We start from the raw sequence: 20,186 nt of genomic DNA on the forward strand, positions 1-20,186 counted from the left end.
ATGCCCGTGCTGATGGGTGCCCGGTGTTGGTGGGTCCGGTGCCCGGCGCTACCGAGGTGCCCGGTGCTGATGCAGGCCGAAGGGCGTTCCGCTTGCCCGCGCTCGCGGGGTGCCTCCCCCACTCTCGGCTTCGCTCGAGCGGGGGGACCCCCACCGCCCACCCGTGCCGCCCCTAGCGGCACGCATGCCCGCAGCTAGGAGCCGACACCGGGTGCCTGAGCAGGGGCGCGGGGAACTGCGCGACCAGCCCCCACACACCCGCAGCCAAACCACACCGGACGCCACCCCAGGGGCGCGGGGAACTGCGCGACCAGCCACAACGCACCCGCAGCTAGGAGCCGACACCGGGTGCCCGAGTAGGGGCGCGAGGAACTGCGCGACCAGCCCCGACACACCCGCAGCCAAACCACACCGGACACCCCCACAGGGGCGCGGGGAACTGCGCGATCGGCCCCCACGCACCCGCAGCCGACCCGTGACCCGGCACCACCCCACCCCCACCCCCCACCCCCCGCCCCCGCCCCGCGGCTAACCGCGTCGTTCCGGCTCCAGCGGCGGAGCCGTCACGCCGCAGTGGGTGTGGCACTCCGGGTGGCGGCAGCCGGGCGGCGGCCGGCGGATCAGGGTGAACGCCAGCACCGCGCCCAGCAGCAGCACCGCCGCGCAGATGGGCATCGCCCGGGAGAACGCCGCGTCGAAGGCCGCCGGGGACCGGTACGCCTCCGGCCCCATGCCCGTCAGCAGCGGCAGCGCGGCCACCGCGACCAGGCCCGCCGCCCGGGCCGCCGCGTTGTTGATGCCGCTGGCCAGCCCCGCCCGGGCGGTGTCGACGGAGGCGAGCACGGTGGCGGTCAGCGGGGCGACCAGGGTGACCATGCCGGCGCCCATGACGAGGAGCGCGGGCAGGACGTCGGTGAGGTAGTCCGCGTGCACGCCCACCCGCAGCATCAGCAGCATCGCCGCCGCGCACAGCAGGGGCCCCACGGTGAGCGGCAGCCGCGGGCCGGTGCGGTCGGCCAGCGCGCCCGAGCGGGCCGAGAACAGCAGCATCAGGACCGTCGTCGGCAGCAGCGCCGTGCCGGCCTGGAGGGGCGAGTAGCCGGACACCACCTGGAGCTGGAGCGCGGTCAGGAAGAAGAAGCCGCCGAAGGCCGCGTACACGCACAGCGTGACCAGGTTGACCGCCGTGAACCGGCGTGAGGCGAAGATGCCGGGCGGGAGCATGGGGTCGGCGCGGTGCCTCTCGACGTACACGAAGGCCACCGCCGCGGCCAGGCCGAGGAGCGCGCTCACCACCACCCCGGCCCCGTCGCCGCCCGCCTCGATCAGGGCGTACGTGAGCAGGGCCAGGGCGAGCGCCCCGAGCCCGGCGCCGAGGACGTCGAAGCGGCCCTTGCCGGGGCCAGCCGCGGACTCCGGCACGTGCCGTACGGCGATCGGCGCACACAGCAGGGCGAGCGGCACGTTGAGCAGGAACACCCAGCGCCAGCCGGGACCGTCCACCAGCCAGCCGCCCAGGAACGGGCCGACGGCCGCGCCGACCCCGCCGAAGCCGGACCAGAGCCCGACCGCCCGGCTGCGGTCGTCCGGGTGGAAGGAGGCCTGGATGAGGGCGAGCGAGCCGGGGGTGAGCAGGGCGCCGCCGACGCCCTGCAGGGCGCGGGCGGCGATCAGCACCACCGGGTTCGGGGCGAGTCCGCAGAGCAGGGAGGCGGCCGCGAACCAGACGACGCCCAGCACGAAGATCCGCCGGCGGCCGTAGCGGTCGCCCAGCGAGCCGCCCAGCAGGATCAGGCCGGCCAGCGTGACCATGTAGGCGTTGACCGTCCACTGCAGGGCCGCGAGGCTCGCGTCCAGGTCGCGGCCGATGGTCGGCAGCGCGACGTTGACCACGGTGGAGTCCAGCATGGCCATGCTGGAACCGAGCACCGTGGTGAGCAGGATCCACTTGCCCTGGGGCGAGCCCAGCCGGACATCGGGCATGCTCCAGATATACAGCGGGCCCGGTGCCGAGGCACCGGGCCCGCCGAAGACGCGCTGGGCGACAGACGCGACGGGCGACTTACTTGATCTTGTTGCCCGCCGAGCGCAGGTTCTGCGTGGCCTCGACGACACGCGCGGCCATGCTCGCCTCGGCCAGCTTGCCCCAGGTGCGCGGGTCGTAGGTCTTCTTGTCGCCGACCTCGCCGTCGACCTTCAGGACGCCGTCGTAGTTCTTGAACATGTGGGCGGCGACCGGCCGGGTGAAGGCGTACTGGGTGTCCGTGTCGATGTTCATCTTCACCACGCCGTTGTCGAGCGCGGTCAGGATCTCCTGCTCGGTGGAGCCGGAGCCGCCGTGGAAGACGAAGTCGAACGGGGCGGCCTTGCCGAACTTGGCGGAGACGCCGTCGGCCAGTTCCTTCAGCAGCTCGGGGCGGAGCACGACGTTGCCCGGCTTGTAGACGCCGTGCACGTTGCCGAAGGAGGCGGCCAGCAGGTAGCGGCCCTTCTCGCCCAGGCCCAGGGCCTCGGCGGTGCGGATCGCGTCCTCGACCGTGGTGTAGAGGGAGTCGTTGATCTCGTGCGAGACGCCGTCCTCCTCGCCGCCGGTCGGGGTGATCTCCACCTCGAGGATGATCTTCGCGGCGCGGGCCTGCTCCAGCAGCTCCTGCGCGATCTCCAGGTTGTCGGCGAGGGTCTCGGCGGAGCCGTCCCACATGTGCGACTGGAACAGCGGGGCGAGGCCGGCCTCGACGCGCTTGCGGGAGAGCGCCAGCAGCGGACGCACGTACCCGTCGAGCTTGTCCTTCGGGCAGTGGTCGGTGTGCAGCGCGATGTTGACCGGGTACTTCTCGGCGATGATGTGCGCGTACTCGGCGAGCGCGACGGCGCCGGTCACCATGTCCTTGCTGTACTGGCCGCCCAGGAACTCGGCGCCACCCGTGGAGATCTGGACGATGCCGTCGCTCTCCGCCTCCGCGAAGCCGCGCAGGGCGGCGTTCAGGGTCTGGCTCGAGGTGACGTTGATGGCCGGGTAGGCGAACTTGCCTGCCTTCGCCCGGTCGAGCATCTCGTTGTAGACCTCGGGGGTTGCGATGGGCATGGTCCGCTCCTTGGAGTGTGCGGGTTGGGGTTCTGCGTACTACGGCCCTGACCTAGACCTTGGGTGTGACGTCATCGTCGTCCCCATCTTTCCAGACATGACCCGGTGCGAGGCGCTCCGGTCAAGCCACGGGCAAGTCCAGGTCAATTCCGGGCGTCAGTCCAGACCCAGTTCATCCTTCGAGAAGGCGAACCGGTACGGAACGCCCGCGCCGGCCTCGATCTTCTCCGCCGCGCCGGTGGCCCGGTCGACGATGGTCGCGACGGCGACGACCTCGGCGCCCGCCTCGCGCACGGCCTCGACGGCGGTGAGCGGCGAGCCGCCGGTGGTGGAGGTGTCCTCCACGACGAGCACCCGCCGGCCCGCGATCTCCGGTCCCTCCACGCGCCGTTGCAGGCCGTGCGCCTTGGCGGCCTTGCGGACGACGAACGCGTCCAGCCGCCTGCCGCGCGCGGCGGCCGCGTGCAGCATGGCGGCCGCCACCGGGTCGGCGCCCATGGTGAGGCCGCCCACCGCGTCGAACTCCAGGTCGGCGGTCAGGTCCAGCAGCACCTGGCCGACCAGCGGGGCGGCCTCGCCGTCGAGGGTGACGCGGCGCAGGTCGACGTAGTAGTCGGCCTCGAGACCCGAAGACAGGGTCACCTTGCCGTGCACCACGGCCTTGTCCTTGATCTGCTGCAGCAGCGCGCCGCGTGTGTCCGTCATGCCGCCCAGCTTAGAGGCGTCGCCAGGTCCAGGTGGTCGTCGCCTCCAGCGGCTCCAGCGGGGTGACCAGGCGCGGGAGGGTGTTGAGGCCGTTGGGCGGGCCGGTCTGCGGCTCGACGCACACCGCCTCGGCCTGCTCGTCGTAGACGACCACCCACTCCTCGCGGCTGGTCACCTTCAGCTCCAGCTGCCCGGGCCAGGTGAGGGTGACGTCGACGCCGCCGGGCATGCCGAAGCAGTCGTCCCAGGGGCCGGGCCCGGGGTCGACGCGGTTGCCGGTGGGCAGGTGGTCGGCGCCGCGCTCCTCCTGCCAGGCGGGCTTGAAGTCGAGCAGCACGTCGGCGCCGCCGAGGCTGCGGTGGAACCAGGGGTGCCAGCCGATCTGCGCCGGGAAGGAGTCGTCGTACGCCTCCACGGACATGGTCAGGGTCAGACTGTCCCCGGTCAGCGAGACCACCTGGGTCACGCGGCCGCGGTGCGGCCAGGGGTCGGTCAGGTCGTAGGTGATGACAGCCTCGTCCGCCGACGCCCGGGCGGTGCGCCAGGCGCCGTCGCGCGCGGTGCCGTGGATGGCGTGCGGCGGGGAGTTGAGGGGCATCTGGCGGACGGTGGCGCCGTCCAGGAAGCGGCCCTCGCGGACCCGGCCGCACCAGGGCACCATCGGGAAGCAGCCGTAGCGCTCGCCCTGGCGCAGCAGCTCCACGCCGCCGATCCGCAGCCCACCGATACGGCCGCCGTTGCCGGGCCGCACGCTCACCTCCGCGTCACCCGCGGTCAGCGTGATGTCTTCGTTACTCACGGGACGACCCTACTGGGGCGATCAAGAGGGCGTCCGCCGCACGCACGGGTCCGCCCGGTCCGGCCCGTGCCCAGGCCCTGCTGGGCCGTCGGGCAGGCCCTACCGGCGGCGGCGCAGGGCGCGGTTCACCACGATCGCGGAGGCCAGGGCCAGGGCGGCCGCGGGGGCCGCCCAGCGCAGGATCTGGTTGCCGGCGACGGTCTGGGGGGCCGGGACGGGGGCGTAACGGCCGCGCGGCGGCGCGTGGTCGACCTCCTCCGCGCTGCGGCCGATCATCGTCCGGCGCGCGTGCGCGGCCTCGGCGGGCGGTTCGCCCGTGGCGGCGAAGTCGTCCGCCGTGGCGTCGGCGGCGTCCGCGGCCGGGTCGAGGGAGGGCGGCGGGACCTCGGTCTCGAAGAGGGAGGCGGCCTCGGGACCGGGCGCCCGGTCCGGATTGTCCGGGCTCGCCGCCAGGCTCTCCACGAAGCGGTTCAGCAGCCGGGTGACCGCCGAGCTGACCGCCTCCGCCGGCAGCTCCGCGATGCGCCCGTCGGCGTCCGCGGTGCCCTCGACCGTGACGGTGGTGCCGTCCTGGCTGCCCGCGAGGCGCAGGGTGAGCGCGACCTTGGCGGTGCCGCTGCCGCGGGCCTCGCCGGCCTCGCCGTCGACGGCGTAACTGCCGTCCTCGCGGGGCGTGATGCGCAACGCCCCGCGGTAGGTGACGGAGTGTCCGCCGACCCGCAGCTTGAGCCGTCCCGCGACGGGTTCGGCACCGGCGTCCTGCTGGAGTCCGGGGACCGCCCGGGCGACCCGGGCGGGCTCGGCGAGCGCCTCCCTGAGCCGGTCGGCCGGAACCGGGACGAAGACCTGGTGCTCCATGTCGGCTGAGCCTACCCAGTCCCGGCCGGAACGCACCCTCCCGCGCGCGGAAGCCGTGAACCCGCTGCCGCGGGCCGCCCGCGAGCCCGGGAGTGCCCCGTACGGCGGCAGCTTGCCGGGATCGGGCCGGGCCGGTGCGCGACGCGGGCATGCATGGGGGCGGAGGTGGTGCCTTGATGCCCAGCGACGACCGGCTCATGCGTCTCGACGAGGCCGGCCGGGTGCTCGAGTGGCACCGTGCGGCCCAGGAGGCGTTCGGCCGGTCCGCCGAGGAGGCCGTCGGACGGACCGCGGTGTCACTGCTGCGCGAGATCACCGCGGGCGGCCCGGCCGGCCGCGCCCGCCCGGAGGCGATGCGGCCCCTGCTGGTCAGGCCCGTGCTCACGGACGGGACGCTGGAGTGGGAGGTGAGCGCCACGGCGGAGGCCGCGTCCGGGGAGGACCTCGCCATCCTGCGGGCGATGTTCGCCCACTCGCCGGTGGGCCTGCACGTCCTGGACGACCGGCTGCGCATCGTCCGCGTCAACACCGCCACCCGCACGCTGCGCGGCACGGCGGTCGACCGGCTGCCGGGCCGGGTCTTCTCCCGGGCGTACGGCCTGGCCGACCCCGCGCAGGAGGAGGCGGCGGCGCGCCGGGTGCTGGAGACCGGCCGGGCGGAGCTGAACCGGATCGTGCGGGTGACGCCGGGTGCGGCCGGCGGTGAGCACAGGATCTACTCCGTCTCCTACGTGCGCCTGGAGAACGCGGGCGGCGACGTCCTCGGCCTGGTCGCCTCGGCCGTCGACGTGACCGAGCGCGAACACGCCCTGTGGCGGCTCTCCGTGGTGGACGAGGTGCGGCGCCGGGTCGGCGGGCGGCTGGACGTGCTGTCCACCTGCCAGGAGTTCGTGGACGCCGTCGTGCCGCGGTTCTCCGGCATCGCCGTGGTCGAGGTGGTCGAGGAGGTGGTGCGCGGGGAGGCTCCGCCGGTGGTCCCGGTCGGCCGCGAGGTGCCGCTGCGCCGGGCCGCTTTCCGGGGCGTGGTGTCGGCGTACCCGCTGGGCGAGGTGCGGCGGCTGCCCTACGGCACGCCGTTCTCCCGGGTGCTCACCGACCTGCGGCCGCGGCTCGTCCGGGTCGCGGAGGACAGCCTGTGGCTCGCGGCCGATCCGCCCCGGGCGGACGCCATCCGGGCCTCCGGCGCCCACTCCCTGATCGTCGCCCCGCTGGCGCTGCGCGGCGCCGCGCTCGGCGTGGCCAGCTTCTACCGGCACCGCGACGAGGAACCCTTCCAGGACGCGGACGTCGCCCTCGCCGCCGACGTCTGCGCGCACGCCGCGCTCTGCATCGACAACGCCCGGCGCTACGCGAGGGAGCGGACCATCGCGGCGACCGTGCAGCGCAGACTGCTCCCCCAGCGGCCGCCGGCGCAGGCCACCGTCGAACCGGCCCACCTGCACCTGCCCGCCCCCGAGGGCGGCGGCGCCTGGTTCGACGTCATCGGCATGGCGGGCGCCCGGACCGCGCTGGTCGTCGGCGAGGTGGCCGGCCACGGCATGGCCGCCGCGACCACGATGGGGCAGCTCCGTACGGTGATCCAGTCGCTGGCGGCCCTGGACCTGGCGCCGGACGAGCTGATGGCCCGGCTGAGCGACACCGCGGCCCGGCTCGCCGCGGAGCGCGCCGCCCTGCCCGCGGGCGACCCGCTGCACCGGGAGCCGCTGACCGCGAGCTGCCTGATCGCCGTCTACGACCCGATCGACCTGACCTGCACCTTCGTGCGGGCGGGTCTCTCGGAGCCGGTCGTGGTCCCGCCCGACGGCGCACCGAAGGTGGTCCCGGTGCCCGCGGGACCGCTGCTCGCCGGCCCCGGCAACGCCCCGTTCCCGGCCACCACGGTCGACCTGCCGGCCGGGAGCACGGTGGCGATCGGCACCCGCGTCGTGGCGCAGGACGTCCTCGCGCCCTCCGCGCGGCTGCGCGCCCTGTTCGACGAGCACGCCCACCGGCCGCTGCCGGATCTGTGCGACGCCATCGCCTACGCCGTCAGCGACGGGCGGCGCACGGAGGACGCGCTGCTGCTGCTCGGGCGCACCTCCGCGCTGCCCGCCGACCGGGTCTTCGGCTGTGCGCTGCCGCCAGGCCCCGAGGCCGGGCCGTTCGCGCGCGCGGAGGCCCGGCGCCGGCTGCGGGAGTGGGGGGTGGACCAGGAGGTCGCGTTCACCTCGGAGCTGATCGTCAGCGAACTGGTGGGCAACGCGGTGCGCTACGGGGAGCCGCCGATGCGCCTGCGCCTGATCTGCAACGGCATGCTGACGTGCGAGGTCAGCGACAGCGCGATGTCCGCGCCGCACGTCCAGCACGCCCGCACCAGCGACGAGACCGGGCGCGGGCTGTTCATCGTCGCCGCCCTGGCCGACGACTGGGGCATCCGGTACCAGGCCGAGGGCAAGACCGTGTGGGCCCAGCAGTCCGTCGACGGCTGCCCGTGAGCCACGGGCAGCCGGGGTCGATGCCGCCCGGGTCAGTAGCGCGGGCGCGGGGGTCGGTGCCGCCCGGTCGGTGCCGCGCCAGCCGGGGCCGGTGCAGCGCACGCCGGGGTCGGTGCCGCGGGCGCCGGGGCCAGTGGCCCGGGTGCCCGGATCAGCGGCGCGGGCGCCGGGACCAGTACCCCGGACGCCCGGGTCAGTAGCGCGGGTGCACCAGCGTCGAGGCCGGCAGCCCCGCGATCCGGGTGGCGGCCGCCGCGCGCGCGTCGGATGCCAGGTCGTCCTCGGTGAGGGTGCGCGGCCGGGGTCCCCGCGGGTCGAGCCGCAGCCGCGGCGCCGTAGCGCCGGGAGCCGCCAGCAGGAACCCCCAGTCGTCCGGGGCCCGGGCGGCGTCGGCCGGGCGGCCGGGGGCGGCCGGGAACCCGGGGTCCCGGCCGGGGACCCGGTAGGGGGTGGTGGCGAAGCCGGCCGCCCGCAGGGTCGCGGCCACCGTCCAGAAGGCGCGGGGGCGGGCGGTGACCGGGCCGGCGTGCACCACGAGCCGCCCGTCGGCCGCGAGGGCGCGGCGGGCCAGGCCGTAGAACTCCTGGGAGTACAGCTTGGCGCCGGCGGTGACGCCCGGGTCGGGCAGGTCCGCGATCAGGACGTCGTACGCCCCCGCCGGCGCCCCGCGCAGCCAGGTGAACGCGTCCTGCGTCGTCAGGCGCAGGCGGGGGTCCGCGTAGGCGTGGCCGTTGAGGCGGGACAGGCCGGGGTCGCGGCGGGCCAGGCGGGTGAGGCCGGCGTCGGGCTCGACCAGGTCGACGCGGCGCACGTCGCGGTGGCGCAGGACCTCGCGGGCGGCCAGGCCGTCGCCGCCGCCGAGGATCAGCACGCGCGCGTGCTGGCCGCTCAGCGCGGGCTGGACGAGGGCCTCGGGACGGCGCAGCGCGTCGCGGCCGCCGGCCCGGAGCCGGCCGTCCAGGTAGAGGTACAGGGGCCGGCCCCCCGTGCCGCCGGCGAGGACCACCTCCTGCCCGCCGGTCCGCACGGCGACCCGCACGTCCCCGCCGTACACCGCGTGCCGGGCGGCGCGTTCGAAGTCGCCGGCGAGGGCGGCCGCGCAGCCGAGGACGCCGAGCACGGCGAGGCCGGCCGGCAGCAGGGTCCAGCGGGCGCGGCGGCTCAGGTCGCGGCGGAACAGGCCGAGCACCAGGGCGCCCCCGGCGAGCACGTTGACCGCGCCGGTGAGCAGCGCCCCGGTCAACTGGCCGAGGAACGGCAGCAGCAGGAACGGGAAGGCGAGACCGCCGACCAGCGCGCCCACGTAGTCGGCGGCGAACAGGTCGGCGACCGCGCCGCCCGCGTCCTGGCGGCGGATGCGCTGGATCAGCTCCATCAGCAGCGGCACCTCTGCGCCCACGAGCAGGCCGATGGCGAGCGAGAAGGCGACCAGCAGACAGCGCGGGCCGTCCGCCCAGATCCCGCCCCAGCCGCCGGTCCAGGCGAAGACCGCGTACAGCGCCATCGCGCTGCAGCCGCCGACCAGGGCGAGCGCGATCTCGATCGCGCCGAACCCGGCGGCCGCGTGCCAGCGCAGCCGTTTGGCCGCGAGGGAGCCGACGCCCATCGCGAACACCATCACGGACAGCACCACGGACGCCTGGGTGACCGAGTCGCCGATCAGGTACGAGGCGAAGGCCACGAGTTCGAGTTCGTACACCAGCCCGCAGGCGGCGCAGACGAAGACGCACGCGAGGACCAGGAACCGCCCGGTGCGGGGCCGCACCGGCAGCCGTACGGGGGCCGTCCAGGGCGAGGCCCCCGGGCGAGCGGGAGCGTGCGGTTCGATCACGCTGCGACGTTACGTCACGCACTCGGTACGCTTCGTCACCCGCACGGGTGGAACTCCGGGCAGTTGTCGCATTGCCGGTTTGGAACACACGGGAAGCGTGCGGCCCGGCGGGTCCCCGGCGGACCCGCGCCACGCCCCCCGGCGGGCGTCAGCCCGCCCGGCCGGCCGGGATGCGCGCACCGACCCGGGTCCGGGTCGCGACCAGTTGTCCGTCCTGCGGGTAGGCGTGCCAGGTGCGCCAGTGGACCTGGCCCTGGTGCCACTGGGCCAGCAGCGCGGTGAAGGCGTGCGGACTGCCGGGGAAGACACCGGCGAGGCCGTGCGGGTGGTCGGAGACGAGGGCCAGCAGCTCCTGGGCGCGACCCGCGAAGGAGCCCGGCGTGAGCACCTCGACGCGCGCCGCGAACTCGTACTCCCAGTCGTCGACCCGCTTGGCCACGCCCAGCGGCAGCGGGGTGCTGGATCCGGGGATGCACGCGACCGTCTCCGAACATCGCCCCCGCTCCTCCTCCAGCAGCACCTGATGGGACGCGCCGAGGAGCCGCAACTGCAGGCTGAGTCCGCCCAGTTCGAGGTCGAGGGTGGCCAGGGCGGGCAGCGGCTCGCGGCCCAGGGCCCAGGCGAGGTCGGCGGCACGGGTGTCGGTGTAGGCGGTGTTCAGGGTCGTGAGCATGGGTCGGCTCCGCTAACGAACAAGGAGAGGGGAGTTCGGCCTTGTCAGCCCAGTCGGCCCGGCCGGTGGGGGCGACTGCGGGAGTCCGAGGGCTGTGTCGGTGAGCAGGGCGGCCGTATCGGTGAATAAGAGGGAATCATGAACAGTGGTGCCACCACAGCGTTTTTACCCAAGTTCGTGCGGTTTCCATCCCTCAGAGGGCTCCACAGCTCAACTGTTCAACTACGGCGTGCGCGGGGCGCGCGGCCGGGAAACAGCCGGGCGCCCGCCGGACCGGTGCCTTCCGGCGGGCGCCCGGGGCCCGGGTGAGGCGGCCGCCCCGTGCCGGCCGCCTCCCCCGTCCCCGTCGCGTCAGTTACCCCCGCCGCAGCCGCCGCCACCGCCACCGCACGAGGAGCCCCCGCCGCAGGACGAGCCGCCACCGCAGGAGGAGCCACCGCCGCACGAGGAGGAGTGCCCTCCCCCGCAGGAGTGATGGCCGCCGTGATGGCCGCCGGACGACGATCCGCTGTCCGCCGCGCCCGCGGCCCACCAGCTGTTGCCGCTGTTGTACGACGACGAGGACCTGGTGCGGGACGAGCGGGCCCGGCCGGCCGGGCGGGACCTGCCCTTGGCGAGGCCCGGGCCCTTCCCGCCGGCCCGCTTCCTGCGCGCGCGGCCCGCCGTCCCCGCGATGATCAGCAGCGCGAGCAGAGCCAGACCGATACCGATCTCCATGGCGCCGCCCTCCTTCCTTTCCCCCGAAGCGGCCCCCCGTGGGCGCCTCGCTGTCACCGCCTTGCGTGCGGTGACCGGGGGATGCCCGGCCGCCGGACACGTCAAAGCGGAGTTGAGGAAGTTCAGAGGGTTCTTCCACGCCAACGGCCCCTGACCTGCGGAAAAGGGCAGATCAGGGACCGCCGCTGTCTTCCAGGGCCGTCTAGGGGCCGTGATCTTCTCGCGAGGCACCCCACAGCACGGAGTCGATGGCACGCCGGGCACGCTCGCGGCTGTCGGGCATCAGGTGGGCGTACACCCGCAGCGTCAGAGCCGGGTCGGCATGCCCCATGTACTCGCTGACGGCCTTGATGTTCTCGCCGGCGTCCAGCAGCGCGGAGGCGTAGAAGTGCCGGAGGGCATGCATCCCGTGCTCGCGCGCCGACTCGTACTTGCCGTCACCGTCAGCTTCCGGGATGAGGCCCGCGGCTGCGAGAGCGGGCTTCCACTCCTTGCCGTTGAAGTTGCTCCGCCACACCATGCCCCCTTGCTCAGCCGTGAAGATCAGCCGGGCGGAGACCTTCGGCCCTTCCGGCACGTCCCACGGCAACGTGATCTCTACGGGCTTGTAGGCGTCCATGTGCGCCCGGAGGGTATGCCCCACGGAGTCGGGCAACGGCACATCCCGCCTCTTGCCGCCCTTGGGGAGCGCGAAGACCGGGTGCCCTTCCACATGCTTGATCTGCCGCACGACACGGAGTGTGCAACCGTCAGCGGCAATGGCGTCTTCAGCCAGTCCGAACACCTCACCCTGACGCAGGCCGCATCCGGCACCAACGTCGACCATTGCTCGGTACCGCTCCAGAAGGGCCGCTCGAACAGCGAACACCTGAGCGGGTGCCCACGGAACCACAGGATGCGCCTCGGGCCTGGGTCGCCGGACACTCCGTGCGCTGCACGGATTACGCGACAACAACGAGTCATCGACAGCCGCCGACATGACCGACTGCACGTCCGCGAAGATGTTTCGGGCGTAGGAAGGGCCGATCCCGGGCTTCGCCTCCAGGGCGGCGAGGAATGCCCTGATGTGCTCAGGCCGGAAGGTCCCGACCGGTCGGGAGCCGAGCACCGGGTAGGCATGCAGCCGCAGACGCCGGCCGAGTTCCTTCCTGGCGGTCGCACTGGGCGTCTTGCTGTCCAACCACTTCTCCGCGTACTGGCGGAACGTGATCTGCATGGACTTGGGATCGGTGTACTGCCCGCGTGTCATGTCCGTCTCGATGGCGCTGAGCCACTTTTCGGCGAGACGCTTCTTGCCGTCGGGGAAGCTCTTGGACTTCTCAGCACCGTCAGGGCCGACGTACCGGGCCCGGTAGCGCATGCCCTTGCCATGACGGTCGGTCTTGACCTTGACGGGCTTGCCATTGGGCCCGGTCTCGGACCTGTACCAACGGTCTTGGATGTGACCGGCCATCAGGCAGCCTCCCCGATTCGAGAGTCCACCCAGGCGCGCACATCGCTGGGGTCGAAGCGCAGGTGCCGGCCGACACGGAAGCCGCGGGGACCGGTGTGCTTGCGGCGCCACTGGTACACCGTCTCGACGCTGGGCAGTTCGAACATCTCGACCAGGTCCTCAGGGGTCAGGAACCGGTTCGGCAGGTCTGATGCCATGGTCAACAGTTCCTTTCGTCGGCGAGCAGTGTGGGGAGTTCTTCGCGGGCGGTCTCGCGGTTGTGCTGGATGTCGCGGCGGATGTTGGCGGCGAGCCAGGATTCGCCGGGGGTGTGGCCGTGGCCGGCATAGGCCCAATGGGCGAGGGTCAGGGTGGTTGCTTCTTCGTCGTCTGGGTCGGGCAGGCCGAGGGCGGCGCGTTGCTGGGTGGCGCGGTAGTCGGCGCGGACCTGGCGGAGCGCGCCGAGGGTGGTGGAGTAGCGGCGGGACTTGGTGGAGAAGTGGCCGCGGAAGCCGAGCATGTGAGCCCAGTCCCGTAACTTCCGGTCCGGGTAGAGCGGGTGGAGGTCGAGACATGCGGCGATGAGCCGGGCCGGGTGCTCGGGCACCTCGAGGAGGGCCAGGGCCTCTTTGTTGCCGATGCGGCCGTCTACGGTGCCGGTGGTCTCGGCAGCCTTGGTGGCGTACTTGGCGACGTAGGAGGCGACGGCCTGTTCGGTGATCTCGGCACCGTCCCCGAAGGCCCGGATCGGGCGTACGTCGATCTGCTCGCCCCAGCGGAGCAGGCGGGCCGGTTGGTCCCCGGCCGGGGGCACGTCAACCGCGACGCGGGCAGCAGCAGCGCGGATCGCGTCGTCGAGGAGTTCGCCCGTGGCCCAGGCCGGCGGGGGATCATCCGGGCCGTCGGGGCCGTCGAAGCGGATCACTGCGTGAAAGTGCACGGCACCGCGCTTCTGGTACTCCGCGACCTTGCCGAAGGAGACGCGGGACTGTTCGCGGGCTTCCTTCTGTGTGAGACCGGCCCGCTTGGCGATCTCGCGGCGGAGGTAGATCGTGAAGTAGCGCCACAGGTCGGAGGCGTGGTTGTTCCACAGCACCGCGCCCGCGTAGTCGTAGGACTCCGGGTCGAGCGGGGTGCCCAGCTCGGGCGCGTCCTCCTGATGGTGGGTGCCGCAGCGGCAGGGCCGGGTGCCGGGCCGGTTGTGGACCGGGCCGAACGAGGGCGCGGTGAGGGTGGCGAACACCCGCGGGTGGTCGCGGATCGTGTCGGGGGTGCCCTTGGCGGGGTCTCCGACGAGGCCGGCGCGGATGAGGTGGTAGGTGTCCCCGGCGTAGGTCCAGGCGCAGGCCGGGCACCGTGAGGCCCGCCGGTTGCCACAAGCCACGCGGAGGACGCCGCCGGGTTCGCTGTCTGTCGAGTAGGAGTGCAGGACATGGCCGGTGGCCGCGTCGCGGGTGACAGTCGCGCCCGACAGGCGAATCGGGTCGGTGCAGCCACCGGTGCGGCGGATCTGGTCTTGGATGCGGTCGAAGCCGGTAGACCCGGCCAGCCTCAGCACGTCGGCGAGGGTGGCCGGGTCCAGGCCCGCCATGGTGGCGGTGTCGGTCATGTGGTCACCGGCCCCAACGCCGCTTCTTCGGCGTGCTGGCATCGCTGCTGGTCGGCCCGGACAGGTCCGTGCGGCCAGGCCGGGACGACTTCGTGTCCCGCTGGCCGTCGTGCAGCTCGTGCGCCTTGGCGGTCTTCTTCAAGCGGTCGTAGTCGCCGTCGATGCCTTCGTAGTGGATGCGGTCGACTCCACGGCTCCAGTTGCGAGGCATCAGGCGGTCACCTCCTGCGGGTGCCCGTGGCGAGCGGTGCCGGTGCCCTTGCAGGCCGGGCAGGTCACTCGGAGGGTCACGCGGGTGCCATCGCGGTGCCGAGTGCCGGTGGTGATGTGGGCGGCGGCGTGGCCGTCGCAGTCGCGGCAGACACGCATACCGCGGGTGTGCTGGGGCATCATGAGGACTTCCCTTTCGGGTCCGTTGGATCTGGAAGTGGTGCAGGCGCCCGGAGCGGCGGAAGTTTGGCGACCGAGGCCGCTCCGGGGGCCGTCATGGGCGGGTGTTGCGCCTGCCGTGCCCCTTGGCCGCGTACATCGCGGAGTCGGCGGCAGCCAGGGCGTCAGTGAGGGCCGGCACTGAGAGCTGCGAGCAGAAGCAGCGGCCGACCGAGGCCGAGACCGGCAAGGTCCTTCCGTCGTGGTCGAGCGGTACGTTCAGGGCGAGTTGCAGGGCCTCAAGGCCGGGGGTGCGGCCGGGGTCGGTGACGATGGCGGCGAACTCGTCACCGCCGAGGCGGGCGGCGATGCCGTAGCGTCCGCACCAGGTGTTCAGACGGCGGGCGGTGGCGGTGAGGACGGCGTCTCCGGCGGCGTGGCCGTGGGTGTCGTTGGTGGCCTTGAAGTCGTCCAGGTCGACGAGGAGGACCAGGGCGCCGGGGTGCTTGGCCAGCAGGTGTTCGGCGCGAGTGGTCCATCCGGCGCGGGTGTGCAGGCCGGTCAGCGGGTCTCGGCGGGCGGTGGCCAGGCGGCGCACGAGGAGGCCGCCGTGGACGGCCCAGCCGAGCGTCGGTAACGCGGCGGCGATCACGTGGGTGTCCATTGTTCAGTGCCCCTTGCGCAGGTCGGTGATGAGGAAGCGGAGCACGACGGCGGTGACGGCGACGGAGACGGCGGTGATGGCGACCGCGAGGAGCATCGAGACCAGGACCGCGCCGACGACCAGGACCACAGCCCCACCACCGGCAGTCAGGGCGAGCGCGCTGCCGGGGGTGAGCTGTATGGCCGGCCGCTGGGAGACCGACGCGGGGACGACCGGGACCGGGGCGTGGACCGCAGGGACCTGAGCCGGTGCTGGCGCGGCAGCGGTGTCCTGGGGCGGGTACTTCGGTGCGAACACGGGAGCTTCCCTTCTGTCAGGCGTTGCAGCGGTGGGTGCGGGCGGCAAGTTCGGCGGCGGAGCGGTCGCGGTGTTCGGTGGAGAAGCCGCAGCCGGGGGCGGTGCAGGCGGCGGTGTGCTTGGTCTGGCCCCGGCCGTTGTTGTAGGTGCCGACCTCGACCGGGCCGACGCGGATCACGTCGTAGAAGCGGTTCGGACGCACAGACTGACCTCCTTCCGGTGTCAGGTGAGATGGAGTTCGGCGGCGATGGCTTGGCAGGTCAGTGCGGGCAGGCCGAGCCGGACGGTGAGCGCGTCGGCGGTGATCTGCTCGCCGGTGCTGTTGCGGTGGGCGTCCGCGATCGAGCGGGCGTGGTCGAGCAGTGCCGGTGGAACGGCCGGGGACTTCACGGGCGCCTGGGTCAGTTCCGCCGCTGGGACCGGGGCCGGGGGCACCGGTTCGGGTGTGTCGGTGCGGTGCATCTCGACTTCCGCCGCCGGTTCCTCATCGGCCACCGGGGCCTGGGTGTCCGGGGTGGGGGCGTGGACGAGAAGGGTTCCGCCGAGGAAGGCGAGGGCGGGCCATCCGGCGACGAGGATGCGCAGCCAGGCGGGCACCTGGTGCAGGTCGAGCAGTCCGGCGGTGGCGACGTTGGCGCCGAGCGAGGCCGCCAGGGCGATGGCGAACCAGGTCCAGGAGGAGCGGTCTCGGCCGGCGCGCAGCCGACGCCAGGCGGCGACCAGGAGCAGGTCGACCGAGACCGGGTAGGCCCATGCCTTCCATCCGGACTGTCCGGCCGCCGCCGCCAGGTCGTGCAGGTGCGCGAAGGACAGGGCGCCGGCGATCACGGCTTGGATGAGGACGGCATCAGGGCGCAGCGAGCGGTTCACGGCGGCCCCTTACTCCGTGGCCGGTCGTGGCTTGACCAGCGACGGACCCGTCTCCGGGGCGTCGGCGGGCACGTGCGGCCGGAACCGCTCCAGGGCGGGAAGGTCCGGGACCAGGTGGGCGAAGTCCCGGCACGCTGCCTTCGCCTCATCCCGGGACGTGTGCGGGGTGCGGATCTTTGCCCAGCCACCGGAGGAGTCGGCCGCCACAGCGGTGCCGGGGCGTTCCGCGGGGATGAGGGAGGCGGCTGCGACGGCATCCGGGGCGACGTCGGCGAGGCCCATTTCGGCGGTCTGTTTGTCGTTGACCCGGTGCACCACGCGGCCCGTGAGCTGGGCGCGCAGCATGGTCGCGCCCTTGCCCAGTTCGGAGCCGAAGCGCTGCCCGCACACCTCCAGGTAGATCCCGACCGCGCGGGCCATCTGCGCCAGCCGGATCAACGCGGTCACGATCCGCTCCCGCCGCTCCTCATCCTTCTTCGAGGAGATCAAGAACAGCTCCGCCACCTCGTCCACCAGGACGACGACGGGCACCGGCCGTAACCGCTCGGGCAGGTCCCACATGTCCGAGACGCCGTGCGCGCTCAGCAGGTCGAAGCGGGACTCCATCTCTCCCACCAGCACATCCAGCAGTGAGGCGGAGTCGTCCGGGGTGGTTACCAGGGCCGACAGCCGGGGCGCGTAGGCGGAGTGCTCGACACCGCGCTTGCAGTCGATCCCGACCAGCGCCACCGGCAGCCGCGCCAAGCCCTTGATCAGATTCCGCTGATAGACCGACTTGCCCGAGCTGTTCGCGCCGAGCGTCAGCGCCATAGGCACCTGCCGGTAGTCACGGACGAACGCCGTCCCGTCCTCCCGCAGCGCCACCGGCACCACCAGACCCTCAGGGCGAGCCCCGCGCGGCATCCGGACCTGACGCAGCACGTCATAGCCCGTCATGCGCAACTCGACATACCCCGGCTTGGTCTCCGCGATCGTCACCGCGTGCACGCCCCAGGCATGCCGCAGTCGCTCCGAGGCCGCCATCAGGTCGGCCGGTTCCAGGCCGGCGGGAAGCCGCAGCGTCACCCGCAACCCCGTCGACGTTCCCCGGACCCGGCGCACCTTCGGCGGGACCGGCAGCACCTCACGCCGGGCCACGTTCCGCGCGATGAAGGCCCGCATGCGCGACGGCTGCACCGTCAGCCCGCACACGTCCATCGTGGAGCGGTAGGAGAGGGTGAACCGGCCCCAGGTGACCGGCAGCCCGACCAGCGACCAGTACACGCGCGGAGCGCGGACCTTCGCGTAGCCGAGACCGCCGACCCCCGCGAGGACTCCGGTCGTCTCCACGACCACGGACAGGTCGGCCATGGTCAGGCCACCGAGGTGATCGCGACCGCGCGGAACGAGATGCCGTGCCGCTTCTGGCCGTTGAACTCGTTCTCCCAGTCCCGTGCCTTCAGCCCGACCACCTTCACCGGCATGCCCGGCGCCAGGCCCTCCGGGTAACCGGTCTCGGGGACGGTGACCTGGTAGAGGTTCCCCTCCCCCTCGTCCGAGACCAGCAGGCCCACCGTCGACAGCGGCGCCCCGGTCTCCCGGTCCATCGCACGCTCACCGGTCTTGGCATTGGCCAGCTTCGGCGTCGGCGCGGTCGCCACGAACACCACAGCGGTCGACGTGTCGATCTTGAAAGACGGCATGAGCACATCCCTCGTTCAGGAGGCCGCCCGGTGCGACCTCTCTAGACATCTTCACTTTGACTGCGGATCTCTAGAGATGTCAAGCAGGATGTCTAGAGAGGTTGCGAGTGGAAGATCGCGGCAACACGGCAGAGAGCGAGCGCCATACCCATGGCCTAGGCTGTCTAGAGAAGAGAGGAGGGCTCCGGAATGGCCAACACCGACGACGACCGTCGGCCGAAGTACCAGCGGATCGCGGACTCCCTGCGCGAGGCGATCCAGTCGGGCGAGTACGGCCCCGGTGATCGCCTCCCCGGAGAGAACGAGCTGATGGCCGCGCACGGCGTGGCCCGCATGACGGCCCGGCAGGCGTTGAGCGTGCTCCGAGACGAAGGCGTCGCCGAGGCCCGCAAGGGTGCCGGCGTGTTCGTCCGAGAGTTCCGCCCCCTTCGGCGCCGAGGCATCCAGCGGCTATCCCAGCAGCAGTGGGGCAGCGGTCGTTCCATCTGGTCCGCGGACATCGAGAACCGCGCGCTCGAGGTGGACCAGGTCACCGTGTCCGAGGAGGCCGCGCCCGACCGCATCAGCGCGGTTCTGGAACTGGCCGACGACGAGACGGTGTGCGTGAGGCGCCGGCGCTTCGTCTTGGAGGGGAAGCCCGTCCTGCTCGCGACGAGCTATCTGCCTACGTCAGTGGTTGCCGGGTCCGCCATCACGCAGGAGGACACGGGGCCCGGAGGGACGTACGCCAGGCTTGCCGAACTCGGCTACAAGCCTGTGCACTTCCGTGAGGAGATCCGCTCACGCATGCCGTCGAAGGATGAGGCGGCACGGTTGAGCATGTCCTCGGGCACGCCGGTCATCCTCATCTGCCGTACCGCGTTCGCGGACGAGGGCCGCCCCGTCGAGATCAACGAGATGACGCTCGACGCCGCCTCGTACATCCTGGAGTACGACTTCGACGCGTGACCTGGGTTGTTACAGGTTTCTCTACCTCATCAAGCCCCGGCTGCGCTCCGCTCCGCCGGGCGCGCTCACGGCTCCGCTCGGGGCGCCGCTCCTGCCTCCGGCCCGCTCCGCCCCGGCTGCGCCTCTGCGCGCCCACAGATGGATAGGGCCGGCGGCCATGAGCCGATCACCGCATAGCGCGGCCACGGTCAGAACAGTGCCTCCGGCAGGGGATCGGCCGGCACCGGGATGGAGGGGGCACCGTCGCCGCCCGCAGGTCCATCGTGGCGGATGCGGGGGCTCCCATCCCGCACACCATCGACCCAGGCAGAGCCGAGCAGACGCGGCCCCTGGCGTCCAGGTCGTTCGTACAGTGGCGCGCTCCACCTGGACGCCAGGAACCACGCCCGCTCCACGGTGTGTGGGTCGACGGCGTACGGGATGGGAGCTGGGGAGAGTAGCGAGCTGAGGCTTGAGCAAAGCCGAGCGTCATTGGGTAATCGACCCGTTCACCTGCGCGGCAGTCGGGCTTTCTGCCATGATCAGTCTGGTTTTGGGAGCATGGAGGAAACGTGAGAGCACAGGAGTCCCGCATATCCGTGGCACTGGTAAGCGACCTATGCCACTACCCGCATGAAGTCTGGGATCTCGGACTCGATCAACTTGACATGTTCACCGAGGAAGTTCTTGAGGAACTGCATACGATTGCGTGGGCCGAGGGGAACGAGTACCCCAACCACAGCACGATGTCTGCAAAGACGGGCCAGCATAACTGGGGAGCCTCAGGGTCCTTCTCCGAGATCATCATGGAGGTCAGCTCGAATGCCGGCGGAGGCGTCGGCGCCGTAGCCCTCACGGCAGCGATCAAGAGTGTCTACGAGAAGCTGAGGAGTCGAGCGTACGGCGACGTATGGCGATCGCTTCCGTCTGCCGACCAAGCGGTTGAGATAGCGAAGTCAGCCCTTCGTCGACATTACGACGTGGCCGACGCCAGACTCACCGTGATCCGGTCGGAAATGGATGCGGAGGCTCAGCGGCACTACATTGAGTTCAGCCACGAAGACGGCCGAAAGTTCGGCGCGACTGTAGGCGCCATTAAGGGGATGCCTTCCTGTACGCGCGTATGGGCTGAGGGCGCCGACTTGGTACCACGCCCCATTCCCGATCCGTCGACCCACGCGAACTAAAGACGGA

Annotated in this window: 22 protein-coding genes; 3 read left to right on the forward strand and 19 right to left on the reverse strand. The window is 72.5% G+C overall.

Annotation, left to right across the window (positions count from 1 at the left end):
• Window positions 1-528 precede the first annotated feature (528 nt).
• The 5 genes from TNCT1_RS07885 to TNCT1_RS07905 form a co-directional block, all read right to left on the reverse strand.
• Window positions 529-1,983, reverse strand: coding sequence for an MFS transporter (locus TNCT1_RS07885; RefSeq protein WP_143629837.1), 1,455 nt, complete (start codon window positions 1,981-1,983; stop codon window positions 529-531).
• 79 nt (window positions 1,984-2,062) lie between these two features.
• Window positions 2,063-3,085: a class II fructose-bisphosphate aldolase gene (gene fbaA, locus TNCT1_RS07890; RefSeq protein WP_143629839.1), complete on the reverse strand. Its 1,023-nt coding sequence runs from the start codon at window positions 3,083-3,085 to the stop codon at window positions 2,063-2,065.
• 156 nt (window positions 3,086-3,241) lie between these two features.
• On the reverse strand, window positions 3,242-3,790 hold the full coding sequence (pyrE, locus tag TNCT1_RS07895) for an orotate phosphoribosyltransferase (RefSeq protein ID WP_143629842.1): 549 nt from the start codon (window positions 3,788-3,790) through the stop codon (window positions 3,242-3,244).
• Window positions 3,791-3,800: 10 nt separating this feature from the next.
• A complete protein-coding gene (locus tag TNCT1_RS07900; protein WP_143629844.1) occupies window positions 3,801-4,589 on the reverse strand; it encodes an aldose 1-epimerase in 789 nt (262 codons plus the stop codon).
• 99 nt (window positions 4,590-4,688) lie between these two features.
• Window positions 4,689-5,447: an SRPBCC domain-containing protein gene (locus tag TNCT1_RS07905; RefSeq protein ID WP_143629846.1), complete on the reverse strand. Its 759-nt coding sequence runs from the start codon at window positions 5,445-5,447 to the stop codon at window positions 4,689-4,691.
• A 176-nt stretch (window positions 5,448-5,623) separates the two neighbouring features.
• Here TNCT1_RS07905 and TNCT1_RS07910 point away from each other — a divergent pair, with 176 nt between their 5' ends.
• Window positions 5,624-7,921 (forward strand): SpoIIE family protein phosphatase, encoded by a 2,298-nt coding sequence (locus TNCT1_RS07910; protein ID WP_235902417.1) that lies wholly within the window; start codon window positions 5,624-5,626, stop codon window positions 7,919-7,921.
• Between the two features lie 193 nt (window positions 7,922-8,114).
• Here the strand turns inward: TNCT1_RS07910 and TNCT1_RS07915 are convergent, their stop codons facing one another.
• From TNCT1_RS07915 to TNCT1_RS07980, 14 genes are all read right to left on the reverse strand, one after another.
• Window positions 8,115-9,752 carry a polyamine aminopropyltransferase gene (locus TNCT1_RS07915; RefSeq protein WP_143629848.1) on the reverse strand — a complete coding sequence of 546 codons (1,638 nt, stop codon included), beginning with the start codon at window positions 9,750-9,752 and terminating at the stop codon, window positions 8,115-8,117.
• A 148-nt stretch (window positions 9,753-9,900) separates the two neighbouring features.
• On the reverse strand, window positions 9,901-10,425 hold the full coding sequence (locus tag TNCT1_RS07920) for a DUF2617 family protein (protein WP_143629850.1): 525 nt from the start codon (window positions 10,423-10,425) through the stop codon (window positions 9,901-9,903).
• Between the two features lie 351 nt (window positions 10,426-10,776).
• Window positions 10,777-11,142 (reverse strand): hypothetical protein, encoded by a 366-nt coding sequence (locus TNCT1_RS07925; protein WP_143629852.1) that lies wholly within the window; start codon window positions 11,140-11,142, stop codon window positions 10,777-10,779.
• Window positions 11,143-11,344: 202 nt separating this feature from the next.
• Window positions 11,345-12,595 carry a site-specific integrase gene (locus TNCT1_RS07930; protein WP_143629854.1) on the reverse strand — a complete coding sequence of 417 codons (1,251 nt, stop codon included), beginning with the start codon at window positions 12,593-12,595 and terminating at the stop codon, window positions 11,345-11,347.
• Window positions 12,595-12,792 (reverse strand): AlpA family transcriptional regulator, encoded by a 198-nt coding sequence (locus tag TNCT1_RS07935; RefSeq protein WP_143629856.1) that lies wholly within the window; start codon window positions 12,790-12,792, stop codon window positions 12,595-12,597. The genes TNCT1_RS07930 and TNCT1_RS07935 overlap by 1 nt, the downstream gene beginning before the upstream one ends.
• A gap of 2 nt (window positions 12,793-12,794) precedes the next feature.
• Window positions 12,795-14,183, reverse strand: a complete 1,389-nt coding sequence (gene repSA, locus TNCT1_RS07940; RefSeq protein WP_143629858.1) for a replication initiator protein RepSA — start codon at window positions 14,181-14,183, stop codon at window positions 12,795-12,797.
• Window positions 14,184-14,187: 4 nt separating this feature from the next.
• Complete coding sequence (locus tag TNCT1_RS07945) at window positions 14,188-14,394, reverse strand: hypothetical protein (protein ID WP_143629860.1); 207 nt, start codon at window positions 14,392-14,394, stop codon at window positions 14,188-14,190.
• Complete coding sequence (locus tag TNCT1_RS36180) at window positions 14,394-14,573, reverse strand: hypothetical protein (RefSeq protein WP_143630433.1); 180 nt, start codon at window positions 14,571-14,573, stop codon at window positions 14,394-14,396. The genes TNCT1_RS07945 and TNCT1_RS36180 overlap by 1 nt, the downstream gene beginning before the upstream one ends.
• A gap of 94 nt (window positions 14,574-14,667) precedes the next feature.
• Window positions 14,668-15,216 (reverse strand): GGDEF domain-containing protein, encoded by a 549-nt coding sequence (locus TNCT1_RS07955; RefSeq protein WP_143629862.1) that lies wholly within the window; start codon window positions 15,214-15,216, stop codon window positions 14,668-14,670.
• Between the two features lie 3 nt (window positions 15,217-15,219).
• Window positions 15,220-15,513, reverse strand: coding sequence for a SpdD protein (locus tag TNCT1_RS07960; RefSeq protein WP_143629864.1), 294 nt, complete (start codon window positions 15,511-15,513; stop codon window positions 15,220-15,222).
• Window positions 15,514-15,529: 16 nt separating this feature from the next.
• Window positions 15,530-15,715 (reverse strand): mobile element transfer protein, encoded by a 186-nt coding sequence (locus TNCT1_RS07965; protein ID WP_143629866.1) that lies wholly within the window; start codon window positions 15,713-15,715, stop codon window positions 15,530-15,532.
• 20 nt (window positions 15,716-15,735) lie between these two features.
• Window positions 15,736-16,383, reverse strand: a complete 648-nt coding sequence (locus tag TNCT1_RS07970) for a DUF2637 domain-containing protein (RefSeq protein ID WP_143629868.1) — start codon at window positions 16,381-16,383, stop codon at window positions 15,736-15,738.
• Window positions 16,384-16,392: 9 nt separating this feature from the next.
• A complete protein-coding gene (locus tag TNCT1_RS07975; RefSeq protein WP_143629870.1) occupies window positions 16,393-17,733 on the reverse strand; it encodes an FtsK/SpoIIIE domain-containing protein in 1,341 nt (446 codons plus the stop codon).
• A 2-nt stretch (window positions 17,734-17,735) separates the two neighbouring features.
• On the reverse strand, window positions 17,736-18,065 hold the full coding sequence (locus tag TNCT1_RS07980) for a hypothetical protein (RefSeq protein WP_143629872.1): 330 nt from the start codon (window positions 18,063-18,065) through the stop codon (window positions 17,736-17,738).
• 189 nt (window positions 18,066-18,254) lie between these two features.
• On the opposite strand from TNCT1_RS07980, the gene TNCT1_RS07985 reads away from it, so the two are divergent.
• Together TNCT1_RS07985 and TNCT1_RS07990 are read left to right on the forward strand one after the other, a co-directional pair.
• A complete protein-coding gene (locus TNCT1_RS07985) occupies window positions 18,255-19,013 on the forward strand; it encodes a GntR family transcriptional regulator (protein WP_143629873.1) in 759 nt (252 codons plus the stop codon).
• Between the two features lie 551 nt (window positions 19,014-19,564).
• Complete coding sequence (locus tag TNCT1_RS07990; protein WP_143629875.1) at window positions 19,565-20,179, forward strand: hypothetical protein; 615 nt, start codon at window positions 19,565-19,567, stop codon at window positions 20,177-20,179.
• Window positions 20,180-20,186 lie beyond the last annotated feature (7 nt).

It is taken from the genome of Streptomyces sp. 1-11, from assembly GCF_007176755.1.
GTDB lineage: Bacteria > Actinomycetota > Actinomycetes > Streptomycetales > Streptomycetaceae > Streptomyces.

Excerpts from the sequence above, each read along its gene's own strand:
- TNCT1_RS07905 (WP_143629846.1), bottom strand. The coding sequence starts at position 5,447 with ATGGAGCACCAGGTCTTCGTCCCGGTTCCGGCCGACCGGCTCAGGGAG.
- TNCT1_RS07925 (WP_143629852.1), bottom strand. The coding sequence starts at position 11,142 with ATGGAGATCGGTATCGGTCTGGCTCTGCTCGCGCTGCTGATCATCGCG.
- TNCT1_RS07935 (WP_143629856.1), bottom strand. The coding sequence starts at position 12,792 with ATGGCATCAGACCTGCCGAACCGGTTCCTGACCCCTGAGGACCTGGTC.
- TNCT1_RS07980 (WP_143629872.1), bottom strand. The coding sequence starts at position 18,065 with ATGCCGTCTTTCAAGATCGACACGTCGACCGCTGTGGTGTTCGTGGCG.
- TNCT1_RS07920 (WP_143629850.1), bottom strand. The coding sequence starts at position 10,425 with ATGCTCACGACCCTGAACACCGCCTACACCGACACCCGTGCCGCCGAC.
- TNCT1_RS07945 (WP_143629860.1), bottom strand. The coding sequence starts at position 14,394 with ATGCCTCGCAACTGGAGCCGTGGAGTCGACCGCATCCACTACGAAGGC.
- TNCT1_RS36180 (WP_143630433.1), bottom strand. The coding sequence starts at position 14,573 with ATGCCCCAGCACACCCGCGGTATGCGTGTCTGCCGCGACTGCGACGGC.
- fbaA (WP_143629839.1), bottom strand. The coding sequence starts at position 3,085 with ATGCCCATCGCAACCCCCGAGGTCTACAACGAGATGCTCGACCGGGCG.
- TNCT1_RS07955 (WP_143629862.1), bottom strand. The coding sequence starts at position 15,216 with ATGGACACCCACGTGATCGCCGCCGCGTTACCGACGCTCGGCTGGGCC.
- pyrE (WP_143629842.1), bottom strand. The coding sequence starts at position 3,790 with ATGACGGACACACGCGGCGCGCTGCTGCAGCAGATCAAGGACAAGGCC.
- repSA (WP_143629858.1), bottom strand. The coding sequence starts at position 14,183 with ATGACCGACACCGCCACCATGGCGGGCCTGGACCCGGCCACCCTCGCC.
- TNCT1_RS07910 (WP_235902417.1), top strand. The coding sequence starts at position 5,624 with ATGCCCAGCGACGACCGGCTCATGCGTCTCGACGAGGCCGGCCGGGTG.
- TNCT1_RS07930 (WP_143629854.1), bottom strand. The coding sequence starts at position 12,595 with ATGGCCGGTCACATCCAAGACCGTTGGTACAGGTCCGAGACCGGGCCC.
- TNCT1_RS07975 (WP_143629870.1), bottom strand. The coding sequence starts at position 17,733 with ATGGCCGACCTGTCCGTGGTCGTGGAGACGACCGGAGTCCTCGCGGGG.
- TNCT1_RS07885 (WP_143629837.1), bottom strand. The coding sequence starts at position 1,983 with ATGCCCGATGTCCGGCTGGGCTCGCCCCAGGGCAAGTGGATCCTGCTC.
- TNCT1_RS07985 (WP_143629873.1), top strand. The coding sequence starts at position 18,255 with ATGGCCAACACCGACGACGACCGTCGGCCGAAGTACCAGCGGATCGCG.